This window comes from Nocardia sp. JCM 38205 (assembly GCF_058222935.1).
Genome location: NZ_JBYHFL010000012.1, coordinates 1 through 15109, shown reverse-complemented (window position 1 = coordinate 15109; position 15109 = coordinate 1). Strand labels below are relative to the sequence as shown.

18 protein-coding genes are annotated in these 15109 nt (G+C 67.5%); 6 read left to right on the top strand and 12 right to left on the bottom strand.

The annotated features are described in order from the left end of the window. Positions 1 to 9: 9 nt before the first annotated feature. From AC4HOU_RS27945 to AC4HOU_RS27900, 10 genes are all read right to left on the bottom strand, one after another. Entirely contained in the window at positions 10 to 615 is a 606-nt protein-coding gene (locus AC4HOU_RS27945) for a TetR/AcrR family transcriptional regulator (RefSeq protein WP_228816239.1), read from the bottom strand. Between the two features lie 136 nt (positions 616 to 751). Beyond that, complete coding sequence (locus AC4HOU_RS27940; protein WP_194991879.1) at positions 752 to 1387, bottom strand: HAD family hydrolase; 636 nt, start codon at positions 1385 to 1387, stop codon at positions 752 to 754. Then, a complete protein-coding gene (locus AC4HOU_RS27935) occupies positions 1384 to 2367 on the bottom strand; it encodes an NADPH:quinone oxidoreductase family protein (protein ID WP_194991878.1) in 984 nt (327 codons plus the stop codon). Before AC4HOU_RS27935 ends, AC4HOU_RS27940 begins: the two co-directional genes overlap by 4 nt. Positions 2368 to 2369: 2 nt before the next feature. Continuing rightward, positions 2370 to 3497 carry an acyl-CoA dehydrogenase family protein gene (locus AC4HOU_RS27930; RefSeq protein WP_194991877.1) on the bottom strand — a complete coding sequence of 376 codons (1128 nt, stop codon included), beginning with the start codon at positions 3495 to 3497 and terminating at the stop codon, positions 2370 to 2372. After that, a complete protein-coding gene (locus tag AC4HOU_RS27925; RefSeq protein WP_195007389.1) occupies positions 3494 to 4684 on the bottom strand; it encodes an acyl-CoA dehydrogenase family protein in 1191 nt (396 codons plus the stop codon). Before AC4HOU_RS27925 ends, AC4HOU_RS27930 begins: the two co-directional genes overlap by 4 nt. Before the next feature lie 27 nt (positions 4685 to 4711). Then, on the bottom strand, positions 4712 to 5470 hold the full coding sequence (fabG, locus tag AC4HOU_RS27920) for a 3-oxoacyl-ACP reductase FabG (RefSeq protein WP_194992035.1): 759 nt from the start codon (positions 5468 to 5470) through the stop codon (positions 4712 to 4714). Between the two features lie 21 nt (positions 5471 to 5491). Then, entirely contained in the window at positions 5492 to 6523 is a 1032-nt protein-coding gene (locus AC4HOU_RS27915) for a phosphotransferase family protein (RefSeq protein WP_194992036.1), read from the bottom strand. Further along, on the bottom strand, positions 6516 to 7298 hold the full coding sequence (locus tag AC4HOU_RS27910) for an SDR family oxidoreductase (protein WP_163812739.1): 783 nt from the start codon (positions 7296 to 7298) through the stop codon (positions 6516 to 6518). The genes AC4HOU_RS27915 and AC4HOU_RS27910 overlap by 8 nt, the downstream gene beginning before the upstream one ends. Next, positions 7295 to 8542, bottom strand: a complete 1248-nt coding sequence (locus AC4HOU_RS27905) for an acyl-CoA dehydrogenase family protein (protein WP_194992037.1) — start codon at positions 8540 to 8542, stop codon at positions 7295 to 7297. The genes AC4HOU_RS27910 and AC4HOU_RS27905 overlap by 4 nt, the downstream gene beginning before the upstream one ends. 439 nt (positions 8543 to 8981) lie before the next feature. After that, positions 8982 to 9449 (bottom strand): MarR family winged helix-turn-helix transcriptional regulator, encoded by a 468-nt coding sequence (locus tag AC4HOU_RS27900; RefSeq protein WP_163812735.1) that lies wholly within the window; start codon positions 9447 to 9449, stop codon positions 8982 to 8984. Positions 9450 to 9538: 89 nt separating this feature from the next. Between AC4HOU_RS27900 and AC4HOU_RS27895 the strand changes: the two genes are divergently transcribed. Further along, on the top strand, positions 9539 to 9862 hold the full coding sequence (locus AC4HOU_RS27895; protein ID WP_194992038.1) for a rhodanese-like domain-containing protein: 324 nt from the start codon (positions 9539 to 9541) through the stop codon (positions 9860 to 9862). 49 nt (positions 9863 to 9911) lie between these two features. Here the strand turns inward: AC4HOU_RS27895 and AC4HOU_RS27890 are convergent, their stop codons facing one another. Next, positions 9912 to 10463 carry a TetR/AcrR family transcriptional regulator gene (locus tag AC4HOU_RS27890; RefSeq protein WP_163812733.1) on the bottom strand — a complete coding sequence of 184 codons (552 nt, stop codon included), beginning with the start codon at positions 10461 to 10463 and terminating at the stop codon, positions 9912 to 9914. Positions 10464 to 10584: 121 nt separating this feature from the next. On the opposite strand from AC4HOU_RS27890, the gene AC4HOU_RS27885 reads away from it, so the two are divergent. Both AC4HOU_RS27885 and AC4HOU_RS27880 read left to right on the top strand, forming a co-directional pair. After that, complete coding sequence (locus AC4HOU_RS27885) at positions 10585 to 11343, top strand: carboxymuconolactone decarboxylase family protein (protein WP_163812731.1); 759 nt, start codon at positions 10585 to 10587, stop codon at positions 11341 to 11343. A 314-nt stretch (positions 11344 to 11657) separates the two neighbouring features. Beyond that, positions 11658 to 11897, top strand: coding sequence for an oxidoreductase (locus tag AC4HOU_RS27880; protein WP_194989379.1), 240 nt, complete (start codon positions 11658 to 11660; stop codon positions 11895 to 11897). 136 nt (positions 11898 to 12033) lie between these two features. On the opposite strand, the gene AC4HOU_RS27875 is transcribed toward AC4HOU_RS27880, so the two are convergent. Continuing rightward, entirely contained in the window at positions 12034 to 12414 is a 381-nt protein-coding gene (locus AC4HOU_RS27875) for a MerR family transcriptional regulator (protein ID WP_163812729.1), read from the bottom strand. 65 nt (positions 12415 to 12479) lie between these two features. Here AC4HOU_RS27875 and AC4HOU_RS27870 point away from each other — a divergent pair, with 65 nt between their 5' ends. From AC4HOU_RS27870 to AC4HOU_RS27860, 3 genes are all read left to right on the top strand, one after another. Continuing rightward, positions 12480 to 13238 (top strand): SDR family NAD(P)-dependent oxidoreductase, encoded by a 759-nt coding sequence (locus AC4HOU_RS27870; RefSeq protein ID WP_194989353.1) that lies wholly within the window; start codon positions 12480 to 12482, stop codon positions 13236 to 13238. Positions 13239 to 13553: 315 nt separating this feature from the next. Beyond that, a complete protein-coding gene (locus tag AC4HOU_RS27865; protein WP_228805906.1) occupies positions 13554 to 14357 on the top strand; it encodes a DUF5984 family protein in 804 nt (267 codons plus the stop codon). Between the two features lie 232 nt (positions 14358 to 14589). Continuing rightward, complete coding sequence (locus tag AC4HOU_RS27860) at positions 14590 to 14727, top strand: hypothetical protein (RefSeq protein WP_163812726.1); 138 nt, start codon at positions 14590 to 14592, stop codon at positions 14725 to 14727. Positions 14728 to 15109: the final 382 nt, after the last annotated feature.

Genomic DNA, 15109 nt, shown 5'->3' with positions numbered 1-15109 from the left:
ATCTTCGGCTCAGACCGGCGGAGCGCCGTGGACCACCCCGATGCCACGCACCCACAGGGTCGACAGGGTGTCCGCGGCCGCGTCGGCGTCGATATCGGTGCCGGCTTTCGCCTGCTGAATGCAGAATTCGCGCACCATCCCGCACAGGGCCGTCGCGGCATAGCGGGCGTCGATATCGCGGGCGGCGAGGCGATCGGCTTGCAGCCGGGTGATCATGGATTCCGCGCGATCGATGAACAGCTCGATCTCGGTCTGTGCCAGCTCGCCGATGTCAGGGTTCATGCCGGCGACCTCACCCCACATCAGCATCAGGCGCTGATGCTCCCGAAAGGCCAGAACGTAAGCGCGAACCGCCGATTCGATGGCTTCGACCGCGGTCGCGGGCTGGGTGCCCATCCGTGCGCGCACCTTGTCGCGCATATCGGTGATCAGGTTCAGCACGACCGCGTGGAAGATCGCTTCTTTGGAGTCGAAATACACATAGAACGTGCCGTGCGCTACTCCGGCTTCGGCGACGATGTCGGCCACCCTGGTCTCGAGGAATCCGAGGCGTGCGAAAACGAGCTCGGCGGCATCGATCAGTTTCGTGCGCGTCCGCTCTCCCCGTGGGGTCAATGCCGGTGCTTGTTTACCGGCTCGCGTATTCACAGAGTGCGACACCACACCATCGTCGCAAATCGCTGAGTACGACAGCGGCGACGGGCCCGCCGAACGGCTCGACGGCCGCTCGGAGGGCCCGCGCCGCACGATGTCAGATGCCGATGCCGTGCCGTTCGGCCAATAGCCGGCGGGTATCGGCAGCGGCGGTATGCAGTACTCCGGCAATGCCGAGCCTGGCAGCACCGTCGAGGTTGTGCCGCAGATCGTCGACCATCACCGCCTGCGCCGGCTGAATACCCAGCCGATCACAGGCGATCTGATAGATCCGACGTGACGGCTTCCGTATCCCGACCTCCGAGGAGATCACAACGACGTCGGCGAGTTCGGCCAGATCGAATCCCGCGTAACAGTCCCGGCCGAACGCATTCGATACCAGCGCGACGGGAATACCCGCACCGCGAAGTTCGCGGATCAGTTCGATACTGTCCTCGTCCCGGCGCAGACCGCTCTGCATGCGGGCGCTCAACCCGTCCGCATCCACCTCGGCGCCGTGCGCGCGCAGCCGTTCGGCGAATCCGGCGTCGAAGGCATCGGCGTCGATGCGACCGGATTCGTGGTCGGCCAGCAGCGTACGCGCGATGTCATCCGTGCTGAGCAGGGTGATCGGCAGCTCCGGGTGCCCGAGCGAGGCGCCGAATTCGCGGAACCCGTCGAGCACGCTTGTGGTCATGACGCCGCCGAAATCGACCAGGATCGCCTCGCGGGGGTCGAGCGCGGTGCCGGTCATGGCTGGAACACGATTCGCCCGGCGGTGCTGCCCTCCCCGAGGCGGCCGAGCCCGTCGGCGACGTCGGTGAGTGCCAGCCGTTCACTGACCAGCGGCTTGATCGCGCCGGCGGCGGCGAGCCGGGTGAGCTCGTCGTGGCAGTCCTGGATGGCCTGGTTGTTGTACTGCTTGTACAGGCCCCAGTGCAATCCGATGATCGAATAGTTCTTGATCAGCGCGTGGTTGAGCGCCGGCTGCGGGATGGTGCCGCCGGCGAACCCGATCACCAGGATGCGGCCTTCGAAGGCGATGCATTTGGTGGATTTGGCGTAGGCGTCGCCGCCCACCGGGTCGTAGACGACGTCGACGCCACGTCCGCCGGTGAACTCCTTGACGATCGGCAAGAAGTCCTCGCGCTGCCGGTCGATCACCAGGTCGGCGCCCAGTGCCCGGCAGTACTCGGCCTTGTCCGCACCGCCGACGACGCCGATCACGGTGGCGCCAGCGGCTTTGCCGAGTTGCACCGCCGCGCTGCCGACACCGCCCGCGGCGGCGTGCACCAGCAGCGTCTCCCCTGGTCGGAGAGTGGTGCGCCGGTGCAGGGCGAACCAGCTGGTCTGATAGCCGATACTCAGAGCGGAGGCCTCCGCGTCATCGAGCGCGGCGGGCGCGGCGAAGGCGTTGGCTTCATCGACAACAGTCATGTCGGCGAACGCGCCGCCGGGCAGGTTCGGATTGCCGATCACGCGATCGCCGACCGCGAACCGGGTGACACCGTCACCGACTGCCACGACCTCGCCGCACAGCTCGACCCCCGGGGTGAACGGAAGCGGTGGGGTGATCTGGTATTTGCCGCGGCACAGCAGCACATCCGGAAAATTGGCCGGCGCGGCCAGCACGCGCACCAACAGCTGTCCCGGTCCGGGTTCGGGGTCGGCGATCTCCTCGAGCCGCAGCACCTCGCGCGGTTCGCCGAGTTCGTTCACTCGCCATGCTTTCACCGTCAGCTCCTCGTGGTCGTAGCCGGATCCGCCGCCACCGGCAGATCGATGAGTTCGGCGAGCCGGGCCCGATGCCGGTAGCCGGTGCCGAACGCCAATTGCGAACTCTTGGCGCGCTTCAGATACAGATGCGCGGGATATTCCCAGGTCATGCCGATGCCGCCGTGTAGTTGCAGGCATTCCTCTGCGGCTTGCACGGCCACGTCGCCGCAGTAGGATTGGGCGAGCGCGGCGGCGATCTCGGCGTCGTCGTCACCGCGGGCGTAGGTGTCGGCGGCATAGCGGGCCGCCGACGCCACCGATCCCAGTGCCAGCCACAATTCGGCGAGGCGATGCTTGATCGCCTGGTACGAGCCGATGGCGCGGCCGAATTGCTTGCGGTCCTTGACGTAGGCGAGCGTGGTGTCGAAGCACCAGCTCGCCACCCCGTACTGCTCGGAGGCCAGCAGCGCGGCACCACAGCGCAGGGCTTCGGCGACCGCGCCCGCGGCGTCGCTGCTCACCTGGGTCGACGGTGTGGCGCCGAACGAGACGTCGGCCAGCGGCCGGGTCATATCGAGGGCGAGCACCGGCGTCACCGTGAGACCGCGGGCCTGCCGGTCGACCACATGCAGTTCCAGGCCGTGCGGCCCACTCGCGGCGACGACGAGCAGATCGGCCTCCAGCGCACCCGCGACGCTGGTGACGGTGCCCGTCAACGCACCGTCGGCGGCCAGTACCCCGGTGGCCGGGTCGCCCGGAGCGATCGACAGCGGAACGACAAGGGCGGCTGTGCGAGTGCCCGCAGCCAGCTCGCGCACCACCCCGGTGTCACCGGCCCGCAGCAGTGCGATCGTCGCCACCACCGCGCTGGTGAGGAACGGTACCGGAGCGACAGCGCGACCGATCGCTTCGAGCACCACCGCTGCCTCGCGGGTGGTCGCGCCCGCACCGCCGAGTTCCTCGGGCACCAGCAGGCCCGCGACGCCGAGGTCGACGGCGAGCGTCTTCCACACCTGGGTGAAATCCTGGGCGTCGCCGTCGTAGACGCCCAGCACGGCCTCGGGTGGGCAGCGATCGGCGAGGAGCCGTCGCACACTGTCGCGCAACGCTTCCTCGGTATCGGAATACAGCAGGTCCGCGGTGCTCAACGGGCCAGGTCCTTCCAGGCGGCGGTCTTGTCGACGCGATGTTCCGGTGGCAGGCCGAGCACCCGCTCGGCGATGACGTTGCGCAGGATCTCCGAGGTGCCGCCCTCGATCGAATTGCCCTTCGCGCGCAGGTAGCGGTAACCCGGTCCGCGGCCGGTGAATTCGACCCGCTCGGGCCTGCGCAGCGTCCAATCGTCATAGCGCAGACCCGCTTCGCCGTGTAGTTCGATCCCGAACCCGGAGACGCGCTGGGCGAGCCGGGCGAAGGCCAGCTTCATCGCCGAACCCTCAGGCCCCGGCTGCCCGCCGGCCAGCTGCTGGCGCAACCGTTCCCCGGTCAGGCGGGTCACTTCGGCCTCCACCCATAGCCGCAGCAGCTCATCGTGCATGGCCGGATCTCGCAGCTGCGGCTGCGCACGCCAGGCCTCGGCGACCTTGCCGATCTGGCCGCCTTCCCGCGGCGCCCCCGAGCCGATGGCAACCCGCTCATTGTTGAGCGTGGTGGTGGCGACCCGCCAGCCCTGCCCCACCCCGCCCAGCCGGTTCTCGTCCGGGATGCGCACGCCGGACAGGAAGACCTCGTTGAACTCGGCCTCGCCGGTGATCTGGCGCAACGGCCGGATATCGATGCCGGGATCGCTCATATCGCACAGGAAATAGGTGAGCCCGGCATGTTTGGGCACCGACGGGTCGGTGCGCGCGACGAGAATCGCCATCTGGGCGTTCTGCGCACCGGAGGTCCACACCTTTTGCCCGTCCACCACCCAGTCCGCGCCGTCACGCACCGCGCGGGTGGCCACCGCCGCCAGATCCGAACCCGCACCGGGTTCGCTGAACAGCTGGCAGTAAATGTGTTCGCCGGTGAACAATGGCCGCAAGAACTTTCGCCGCTGCTCCGGTGTGCCGAAGGCAGCGATCGTCGGCGCGGCCATGCCGAGCCCGATTCCGTTGTGTTCGACCGCCGGGCCGGGTGCGCCCGCGGCGGCGAGCGCGGCATCGACCCTGGCCTGATAGATCTGCGGCAGGTCGAGGCCACCGTCGCCGACGGGGAAATGCACCCATGCCAGGCCGTCATCGAAACGGGCGCCGAGGAATTCGCGGGTATCGGTTGTCGCCGGATCGTGGGCGGCGAGCAGCTCGGCGATGCGCGCGTCGAGATCGGCGGCGATCGCGCTATCGATCGTCATAACGTTGTCCTGATTTCTGCCCGCGGATCAGTCCGTCGGTCCGCCCGCGACATAGATGACCTGCCCGGAAACGAACCCTGCGCCGGCACTGACCAGGAATGACGCGGTGTGCGCGATGTCGTCGGGTTTGCCGGTGCGCTGCACCGGGATCTGCGCGGCCATGGCCTTGGTGAACTCGTCGAAGGGCACGCCGACACGTTCGGCGGTCGCGGCGGTCATCTCGGTTTCGATGAAACCGGGCGCGATGGCGTTGGCGGTCACCCCGAACTTGCCGAGTTCGACGGCGAGGGTTTTGGTCAGGCCCTGCATGCCCGCCTTGGCCGCCGAATAGTTGGCCTGGCCGCGGTTGCCGAGTGCGGAGGTGCTCGACAAGTTGACGATGCGACCGAACCGGGCCTCGACCATGTGCTGCTGCACCGCACGCGTCATCAGGAACGCACCACGCAAATGCACGTTCATGACCGCGTCCCAGTCGTCGACGGTCATCTTGAACAGCAGGTTGTCGCGGATGATCCCGGCATTGTTGACCAGCACTGTCGGTGCGCCGAGCGTTTCGGTGATCTGCTCGATGGCCGCGGCGACCGCCGCTTCGTCGGCGACATCCGCGCCGACCGCGAGCGCGCGACCACCGGCCGCGGTGATCGCGTCGACGGTGCCGGCGCACGCGGCGGCATCGAGATCGAGCACCGCCACCACCATGCCATCGGCGGCGAGGCGCTCGGCCACCGCTGCCCCGATGCCGCGCGCGGCGCCGGTGACGATGGCGGTCCTGGTTTCCTGAGTCATATCGTTCTCCTGAAGATGTGGTCAGAGTCCGGCGGCGTCGGCGACTTCGGTGGCCTTGCGCACCACCGCGTCGATCCGCTCGACGGTCGGGGTGCCCGCCGCGGCCCGGTTCTGTGGTTCGTCCATCGCTCGACGCATCACGCCCTCGGCGATCACCGCCAGCTTCCACAGGCCGAGCACGTGCCAGTACTGCAGAGCGGCCGGGTCGCGCCCGGTTTCGGACAGGTACATCCGTGCCAGTTCGGCGCGGGACGGGAAGCCCGGCAGGGTCGAGGCCGGGAAATCGCCGCCGAGTTCCTCTTCGCCGGGTTCGGGCCAGTAGGCCAGCAGGCTGCCCATATCGGCCAGTGGTTCGCCGAGCGTGGAAAGCTCCCAGTCCAGCGCCGCTTTCAGCGCGCCGGTTCCGGGGTCGGCGATGACGTTGCGCAGGTGGAAATCGCCGTGCACCAGGGTGATCTCGTGCTGTTCCGGCACGGCGGCGACGAGTCTGCGGGTGAGGTCGTCGAGTTCGGGAAGCTCCCGGGTCTTCGAGTGCTCCCACTGCCCGGCCCAGCGCTTGAGCTGACGCTGCGCGTACGGCTTGTGCGAGGCCAGATCGGCGAGCCCGACGGCCTCGATATCGACGGCGTGGATCTTCGCGAGGGTGCGCGGCAATGCCGAGGCGATCTCGCCGCGCCGCTGCGGCGTGAGCGAGCGCGCGACGTCCATGGTGTCGATCACCAGCCCGTCGACGAACTCCATCAGCACCAGCGGCACCTCCGACACCGACTCATCGGTGCAGACCCCGAGGATGCGCGGTGCGGGCACCGCGGTGTCTTCCAGGGCCGCGATGATGCGGGCTTCGCGAACCACATCATGCGCGGACGCCAGCAGATGGCCCAGCGGCGGACGGCGCAGCACCCACCGTCGCCCGGCGGCGTCGGTGAGCAGATAGGTCAGGTTCGATTGGCCGAGCCCGATGCGGGTGAAACGCAGCGGGGCATCGGATTCGATGCCGAGTGCGTCGAGCCAGCCGGCGATCGCGTCCGGGTCCACCGCGACGTGCTCACCCATCCGCGACCGGGCCCTGACGGAACTGGGTCGCGTCACCGAGCCGCTGTCCACCGTCGATCACCATGGTTTCGCCGGTCACCCAGCTCGCGGCGTCGGAGGCGAGGAAGGCGATGGCCGAGCCGATGTCGGCGGGTTCGCCGATCCGGTTCAGCGCCGTCGCCTCGTTGAGCAGCTGCTCGTGTTCCTGCCACAGCGCGGCGGCCAGCTTGGTGCGCACCACGCCGGGCGCGACCGCGTTGACCCGGATCCGCGGCGACAGTTCCAGCGCCATCTGTTTGGTGAGATGGATCAGCGCTGCCTTGCTCGCGTTGTAGAGGCCGAGGTTGGCCTCGAAACCCATGCCGCCGATGGAGGCGGTGTTGACGACCGCGCCGCCGTGCTCGCCCATCCAGGCGCGGGTGGCCAGCGACGTCCACAGGATCGGCGCCCACAGGTTCACGTCGAAGGTCTTCTGGAACCGGCCGTGGTCCTGATCGATCACCGGGCCGTAGGCCGGGTTGGTGCCCGCGTTGTTGACGAGAATGTCGAGGCTGCCGAACTTTTCGAGCGTCAGGTCGATGCACCGGCGCGCGGCATCCTCGTCGACGGCGTGCGCGGCGACACCGAGGGCGTTGCCGCCGACCTCGGCCGCCGCCGCGTCCGCCGACTCCTGCGACCGCGAGGTGAGCACGACATTGCCACCGGCAGCCGCGATGGCCTGTGCCGCGGCGAGCCCGATGCCGCGCGAGGCGCCGGTGATGACGGCGGTGCGCCCGCTCAGATCGATGCCCGTCATGCCTTGACCTGCTGCCCGTTGTTCGCGGCGAGATCGGCGGTGCGGTACTTGCCGAGTTCCTGGCGGGCGATGGCACGCTTGTGCACCTCGTCCGGACCATCGGCAAGGCGCAGCGTCCGCAGATGCGCCCATGCCATGGCCAGCGGGAAATCGTCGGTGACCCCGCCACCGCCGTGCACCTGAATCGCCCGGTCCACCACCTTCAACGCGATATTCGGTGCTGCGACCTTGATCGCCGCGATCTCGGTGCGCGCCTCCTTGTTGCCAACGGTGTCCATCAGGTAGGCGGCCTTGAGGGTGAGCAGCCGGATCATCTCGATGTCGATCCGCGATTCGGCGATCCAGTCCTGGATGTTGGCGTTGTCGCTGATCGGTTTGCCGAACGTGCTGCGCGAACGCGCCCGCGTGCACATCAATTCCAGTGCGCGTTCGGCCATCCCGATCGACCGCATGCAGTGGTGGATGCGGCCGGGGCCGAGCCGGGCCTGGCTGATCGCGAAGCCCTCGCCCTCCCCCTTCAGCACATCCTTGGCCGGCACCCGGACATTGTCGAAATCGATTTCGGCGTGGCCTTCGCGGTCCTGGTAGCCGAAGACGGGAAGGTTGCGCATCACCGTGATGCCGGGTGCGTCGATCGGCACCACCATCATCGACTGCTGGCGATGCGGGGCCGCGTTCGGATCGGTCTTGCCCATCACGATCAGCACCTTGCAGTTCTTGTGCATCGCGTTGGAGGCGAACCACTTCCGCCCGTTGAGCAGGTAGTCATCACCGTCGCGGACCATCGACAACTCGACATTGGTCGCGTCCGAGCTGGCCACCCGCGGCTCGGTCATCGCGAACGCCGACCTGATCGTGCCCTCCAACAGCGGCTTCAGGTACTTCTCCTTGTGCTCGTCGGTGCCGAAGAGCGTCAAGACCTCCATATTGCCGGTGTCGGGAGCGTTGCAGTTGCAGGCTTCCGGAGCGATGAAGCTGCGGCCCATGATCTCGGCCAGCGGCGCGTACTCCAGGTTGGTCAGTCCCGGGCCCCACTCCGGATGCGGATGGAAGAGGTTCCACAGCCCACGCCGCCGAGCCTCGGCCTTGAGTTCCTCCATGATCGGCGGATGGAAGTGCGGATCACCGGACTCACGCATCTGCTGGTCGTACACGGCCTCGGCCGGGTAGACGTGCGCATCCATGAAGTCGAGCAGTTCCGCCCGGTACTTCTCGGCACGTTCGGAGGTGTCGAACAGGGACATCCTGGCTCCTGACGGGTAAGACGGGGTTGTCGGCGATCAGCGGTGCGGTCGAGCCGACGGTGGGATCTCGACCTGTGAACCAACCGCACAAACGGTATATTGAACTCGGCGTCAATTTCAAGTGCGGTGAAGGTTCGCTGATCGACGACCCTGCCGCAGTCATAGGCGTGCCGCGTCGAGACAGTCGCGCTTCCGTGGCGGGCACGCAGCGTGCTGAACCAGAGTGTGCTCGCGGTGTCGCGCTCTCGCCGATGAATCTGGCGTTCGGGCGATCCCGGCCGCCCTCCGGCCGATCGGCTCGATATCGCGATCGCGGTGTGCACGCTGCCGCTTCACCGTGGTGCTCCTCTGCTCGCGGCGCACCCGCAGCGATGACCACTATCGATAGACGCCTCCGCCCCGGCCCGAAGCTCGGAGACTCTTCCCGCGCGCGGCGCGGTCAGGGAGCCACGGAAGGGTCGGGAAGGTCGGCGGGGCCCAGGACCGTACGCAGCGTGTCAGCGAGCACGTCGAGTTGTCCGGTGGACAGGCCGGCGAAACGGCGCTCGATACCGGCGAGGTAGTGCGGCATCGCCGCATGCAGCCGGGCGCGCCCCTGCTCGGTGATGCCGACGAAAGCCGAACGGCCGTCGTCCGGGTTGGCCTCGCGCCGCACCAACCCCTGCGCCTCGAGTTCGGTCACCAGACGGCTGATCCTGGTGCGGCTCAACACCACCCGCTCACCCAGATCGCTCATCCGCAGTGGCTGCCGATCGTCGAGTTCGAGCAGCACGTCGTACCAGCCCAGCGGCAAGCCTGCAGCGCGGCGCAGCTCGGCGTCGAGTTCGGGGACCAGCCGCGCGTGCACCTGCAGCAGGGCGGCCCAGGCGCGGACAGCGGGGATCGAGCGAGGCGACGAATTGGGCACAACCCAGCTTAACCCTATTGCGTGCGTGCGCACGCAAATAGTAGCGTGCACACGCACATACTTTTCCCTTCACGAGAAAGCAGTGGGAAATGACCGAACTGATCACCCGGGAACAACTGGCAGCGGAGGTCGAGGCGGGCGCGGTGACCGTCATCGACGCACTCGGCGGCGATTACTACGCCAAGCAGCACCTCCCCGGAGCCATCGCACTCCTGGCCGCGGATGTGGACGCCGACGCCGCGCGCCTGCTGCCCGACAAGCACGCCGCGATCGTCACGTACTGCTCGAACGCCGCCTGCCCGAACAGCCAGCAGGTCGCAGGCAAGCTGGAGAAGCTCGGATACACCAACGTCCGCAAGTACCGTGACGGGATCGAGGACTGGACCGCGGCGGGCCTGCCGGTCGAGCCGTGACGATCACCGTGGGCGCGGAATCGTCCCGCGCCCACGGTTTCCCGCATGCTCAGTCTGCGAGCAGCCGTGCGGCGATGCGACCCGCCCGCTCGGCTGCCGCAGGCGAACTCTCGCGTAGCGCGGTGACAATAGCGCCGTCGATGAGCAGCGCGAACTCCCCGGCCAGCTCTTCGGCATCGGCACGGCCCGCGGCAGTCAGCAGTTCACCCAGATACTCGATGACCCGGCGCTTGTGCCGATCGGCTACCCGGTGCGCCGGCGCGTCCGGATCGGCCACCTCGATCATGGTGTTGATGAATGCACATCCACGAAAATCCTTGCGCGCGAACCGCTGCGCGAGCGCATCGAACACCGCGAGCGGACGGTCGGCCGGCTCGTCCACCGCTTCGACCGCTTCGCGTAGCCAGGCCAGCCAGCGCTCGTCCCGCTCGGTGAGCACGGCGACCACCAGGTCGTCCTTGCTCGCGAAGTGCCGGTAGAACGAGGCCCGACCCACGCCGGATTCACTCAGCAGTCGCTCCAAGCCGACGGCGCGGACCCCCTCGGCATAGAAGAGATCCTCCGCGGTGGCCAGCAGCCGCTGCCGTGCTCGGGTCGCCATGACCTCACTGTAGCAGCACGGAACCGATCGGTACCGAAACGCTTGACCAAAACGGAACCGATCAGTACCGTTCATTTCGGCACCAATCGGTGCCGTTTTTGAGCGAGCATGGAGTCGATCAATGTCACGACTGCCCCTTGTCACCCCGGAAACCGCCGACGCCGACCAGGCCGAACTCCTGGCCGACGTGCAACGCCAGCTGGGCCGGGTGCCGAATCTGTACGCGACACTGGCCAACAGCCCCGCCACCCTGCGTGGCTATCTCGCGCTGCGTTCGGCACTGACCGGCGGCACCCTCGATGTGCGCACCCGGGAGCGGCTCGCGCTGCTGGTCGCCGCCGATAACGGCTGCGACTACTGCGTGGCCGCCCACACCATGCGGGCAGGCCGGATGGGGCTCTCGGAGCAGGAGATCGCCGATACCCGGCTGGCGCGCGCCGAGGACCCGCACACTGACGCCGTGCTTCGTTTCGCACACGTGGTGCTGCGCGAACGCGGCCGGGTCGACGATGTGCTGCTCGCCGAGGTCCGCGCGCAGGGCGTCACGGACGCCGAACTGAGCGAGATCGTCGGGCACGTCGCGCTGAACATCCTGTCCAACTACTTCAACCATGTCGCGCGGCCCGAGCTGGACTTCCCACCCGTCGCGCCCACAGAAGGCACAACCATGACCCAGAAATGGCGAACCGCCACCCGCATCGAACTCGTCGCCGGCTACACCCTGTTCGACCGACATGGCACGCCGGTCGCCGTCGTCGACGACGTCCGCATCGCGATCGAAGGCGGCTTCCTGCACGTCCAGGTCGCCGACGGGGCCGCGGTGCAGGTCGTGTCCGCGCCCGCAGTCGCGCGCGTCGACTACCTGCCCAGCGCGGCCTGATCCCGGCCTGTCCCGCTCATCCGAGCGGGACAACCCACAACGCTCGAGGAGCACGATGTCCACGGCATTCGACCCGATCGACGTCGCAGACGTCGCGATGGTGCCGATGACCCGCAACCGTGCCTTCGGGCCGGGCGCCACCCAGATGCCGGCGATGGTCACCTGATTCGCGCCCGGTCTGCACTCGGCGGCGCAGGTCCTGGCCTGGCGGCCGATGACCGAGGCCGTGCAGGCCGCGGCGCAGACGTTCACACCCGAGGGCCTGCGGGACTTCCTGACCCCGAGGAGCCGACCCGAACCGGGATCACGACACCATCGCCGATTGCGCGCGTGAGGCGACCAGCGCGGGCTTCGACGGCGTGGAGCGACACGACGCCAACGGCTACCTGCTGCACCAATTTCTGTCCAGCAACGCCGATCTGCGCACCGACGGCCGGGCGGCTCGACGACATCGTCGAGACCGGCCACCGCGAGGTGTACCGGGCGCTGACCGATGCGATCGAACCGCTGGGCCCGGCCTACCTGCACGTCGCGGAGATGGACCCACACGCTGACCGTGCCATCGAAATCGACTGTTCGAAAAGGCGATGGTCGGTGGAGAACTGATTGCCAAGTCCGACACCGGCAACTGCCGCACCTGGCGTTTGGCTATTTCGGTAGGCCGGGCAGTGTTTCCCGTGCTGGGGATGCTCAGGTCCCCGTCGGTTGCGGTTGGCGGCTCTGCACCTCGGCTAGGTAGTCCGTGACGGCGTCGCGGTTGCGCTGCAGGCATTCGATGCGCTGGGTCATAGCGTCGCGTTGCTGTTCCAAGATGGCGAGCATCTCGGGGGTGGGGTTGTAGAAGTGAATGGTCTCGGGGCGTGTGAGGCAGGGCAGGATCAGTTTGATGATTCGGATGGGGAGACCGGCTTCCAGCAAACCGCGGATCTGGAGTACCCGGTCGACGTATTCCTCGTCGTAGGTGCGGTAACCGTTGGTCTCGCGGTCGGCGGTGATCAGGCCCTGATCCTCGTAGTAGCGCAGCAAGCGGCGTGAAGTGCCGGTGCGCTCGGATAATTCCCCGATTCGCATGTGACTAAGGTCCTTTCCCATCCTGATTGACCCTCACATTAGTGGCAAGGTTTGACGATAACGACATGGCGAAAAACACGACACAGCATGATCTGACCGGCAAGGTCGCACTGGTGACCGGAGGTAGCCGTGGAATCGGCGCCGCCATCGCGAAGCGCTTGGCCGCTGATGGCGCCGCGGTTGCACTGACCTACGTCACGGCCATCGAGCAGGCGCAACAGGTGGCAAAGGAGATCGAGGCGCACGGCGGCAGGGCCGTGGTCATCCGGGCGGATCTGACCGAACCCGATGCTGCTGGGGCCGCGGTGGAGCAGACGGTGCGGGAATTGGGCGGTCTCGACATTCTTGTGAACAACGCGGGCTTCCTCACCTATGGCCCGCTGCTCGAGGTCTCGGCCCACGAACTGGATCGTGTGCTCGCGGTGGACATCCGATCTATTTTCCTGGCCTCGCAGGCTGCGGCCAGGCATCTGGGCGCCGGTGGCCGGATCATCAGCATCGGATCGTGCTTCAACGGCCGGGTGCCCGGTGACAACTTCGTCCTGCAGGCCACTGCCAAGTCGGCGCTGGTGGGCTTGACCAAGGGTTTGGCGCGTGAACTGGGTCCGCGCGGGATCACCGCCACCATCGTGGATCCTGGCCCGATCGACACCGACATGAACCCGGCCACCGGCGACACCGCCGACTTCCAGCGGGGTCTCACCGCGCTCGGGCGCTACGGCGAGGCCGAGGACATCGCCAACGCGGTTGCGTATTTGGCCGGTCCGGGCGGGCGCTTCATAACCGGTACGGCACTGGCCGTGGACGGCGGCTATACCGCCTGACGGTCTCGCCGCTGCGGCGTCCATCAATGGGAGATCGCGGGCGGACTGCCCGGGGTGCGGATTCTGTTGGTGACTGCGCAAACACTGCCGCCCCTGCGCGAGGAGCTGTTCCGGTTCTTCACGCTCTCGCCGGCGGATCTGGCGTTCGTCTTTAGCCAGGTTGGCCGAGCAGCTGCGGGTCGACGGTAGCGAGATCCGTTCCTAGGGTCGCCGTGCTCAAACCTGTACTGGCATCCTGTAATGCCGATGAGGTGGCAGTTGGCAGTGGCCGCTCCTTCCCGGGGTCCTGACCAGGATCCGATCAAGCTCGACAGGATGCGGGTCGCGCAGTTGGATCAGGGCATGATGCGGATCCCATTCGAGCTGGTGTCGCTGGACGAGGTCGCCCCATGGGGGGAACGTCCGACGCTGCACTGGTTTGGACTCACGCAGGGCTGGTACGGCTTGGAAGTCGGTGGTGTCGAGTTGCTCCGGTATACCGAGCAGACCCTGGGCTCGACACGCGCGAACCCGGCTGCGGAGCCGCCCTGGCCGGACTATTACGTGGTCCGGCTATGGGAGGACCTGCTTGAAGTTTTACCTTCGGCTCTCGAGCCGGTCCCGGATGACTTGGCGAGGTTTTTCGCCGCTGAAGCCGAAGGATGGGTTGTCGATGCTGGCGATCCGGACGTCCTCGACGATTCCGCGGTCGCCGCCGCCTCGGAGGCTTACAGCCGGCGATGGACCGACACCTCGTACCTTCGATTCGGGCCCGCGTTTCGGTGGTGGCGCACCCTCTACCCTGAGGACACGATCACCGTAGCGTGGCGGTTCACACCCGATCCCGACGGTGAGATCACATTTTCCGCCCCGCTGTCGGGCCGCAGGACACTCAGCACCCAGATATTCGTGGCCGCTGTAACCGATTTCGATCATCGGCTGCTGCAAGCCATGCAGGAGCGGGTGGACCGCCTGGCTGCGGCAGGTGGCGCCCCGGGGATCGATCTCGATATTCCCGGGCTGATTCAGGAACAGGCGCAGCGCCGGACATGGTTGCCGCGGGCGTTGGCGCGACACGACGACACCGACTGGGCCGCCGTACGTGCCGGGGCGGCGATCCTTGCTCCCCATCCGGCGTGAACACGCGGGAATGCCGCTGATCGCGCTATGTGGATAGGCCAGCCACTCGGCGGAACGCGCGATCATGCGCCGTTTATTGCCCGCGCGTTCCGGGGGCTGGCCTGCGGAATCTCCTCACCCGGACGATGGGCTGTTATCCGGGGGATCGTGAGACTCGATCTGCGGCGAACCCGCCCCGGCACATACGCGAAGCGGCCCCGTTATCCGGGGCAAGCCGGAAAGGTGGACGCCGATGCCCGCGAAGGTGACCCGGCTACGCACCGCGCCGACGCGCCCCTGCGCGCCGCCGCCGAAGCCGGCCGTGCTCGACGTCGCCGTCCCGACCGACCCCGGCAACGCCCAACCCACCCTCTCCAGCACAGTCGAGTAGGAACGAGAAAACCCCTTCCGGCCGAGGTCGGAAGGAGTTTTTCTGGTCGGGCTGACAGGATTTGAACCTGCGACCACTTGACCCCCAGGTCGGACCGGAAGCCAAACCTGCTGGCCAGTAGGTGTTTTTGGTAGTGGCCGATTGATCGCCGACGTGGCGATTGTTTACCAGCGTTCGTAGCGTGTGGTCCCGTTCTGGTCCCGCTTCGGTCCCGTGGAATCGCCGCCCAACTCGGGCGGATTTGGCCCTGGTGGGTGGTGGGCTGCGCATGTCGGGGGCTGGCTTCACCGCCTGCCCCGTAGGGCCTGCCTTTCGCGCGTAGAGGCTCCGGGGTCAAGGGTGGGCTTGCCCATCACGCAGTGACGCGCAGCGCCCTTGACGC

Bases quoted from the DNA above. Each gene is read 5' to 3' on its own strand.
- AC4HOU_RS27940 (WP_194991879.1), bottom strand. From the start codon at position 1,387: ATGACCGGCACCGCGCTCGACCCCCGCGAGGCGATCCTGGTCGATTTC.
- AC4HOU_RS27925 (WP_195007389.1), bottom strand. From the start codon at position 4,684: ATGACGATCGATAGCGCGATCGCCGCCGATCTCGACGCGCGCATCGCC.
- fabG (WP_194992035.1), bottom strand. From the start codon at position 5,470: ATGACTCAGGAAACCAGGACCGCCATCGTCACCGGCGCCGCGCGCGGC.
- AC4HOU_RS27915 (WP_194992036.1), bottom strand. From the start codon at position 6,523: ATGGGTGAGCACGTCGCGGTGGACCCGGACGCGATCGCCGGCTGGCTC.
- AC4HOU_RS27910 (WP_163812739.1), bottom strand. From the start codon at position 7,298: ATGACGGGCATCGATCTGAGCGGGCGCACCGCCGTCATCACCGGCGCC.
- AC4HOU_RS27905 (WP_194992037.1), bottom strand. From the start codon at position 8,542: ATGTCCCTGTTCGACACCTCCGAACGTGCCGAGAAGTACCGGGCGGAA.
- AC4HOU_RS27895 (WP_194992038.1), top strand. From the start codon at position 9,539: ATGACCGAACTGATCACCCGGGAACAACTGGCAGCGGAGGTCGAGGCG.
- AC4HOU_RS27890 (WP_163812733.1), bottom strand. From the start codon at position 10,463: ATGGCGACCCGAGCACGGCAGCGGCTGCTGGCCACCGCGGAGGATCTC.
- AC4HOU_RS27885 (WP_163812731.1), top strand. From the start codon at position 10,585: ATGTCACGACTGCCCCTTGTCACCCCGGAAACCGCCGACGCCGACCAG.
- AC4HOU_RS27875 (WP_163812729.1), bottom strand. From the start codon at position 12,414: ATGCGAATCGGGGAATTATCCGAGCGCACCGGCACTTCACGCCGCTTG.
- AC4HOU_RS27870 (WP_194989353.1), top strand. From the start codon at position 12,480: ATGGCGAAAAACACGACACAGCATGATCTGACCGGCAAGGTCGCACTG.
- AC4HOU_RS27865 (WP_228805906.1), top strand. From the start codon at position 13,554: ATGCGGGTCGCGCAGTTGGATCAGGGCATGATGCGGATCCCATTCGAG.
- AC4HOU_RS27860 (WP_163812726.1), top strand. From the start codon at position 14,590: ATGCCCGCGAAGGTGACCCGGCTACGCACCGCGCCGACGCGCCCCTGC.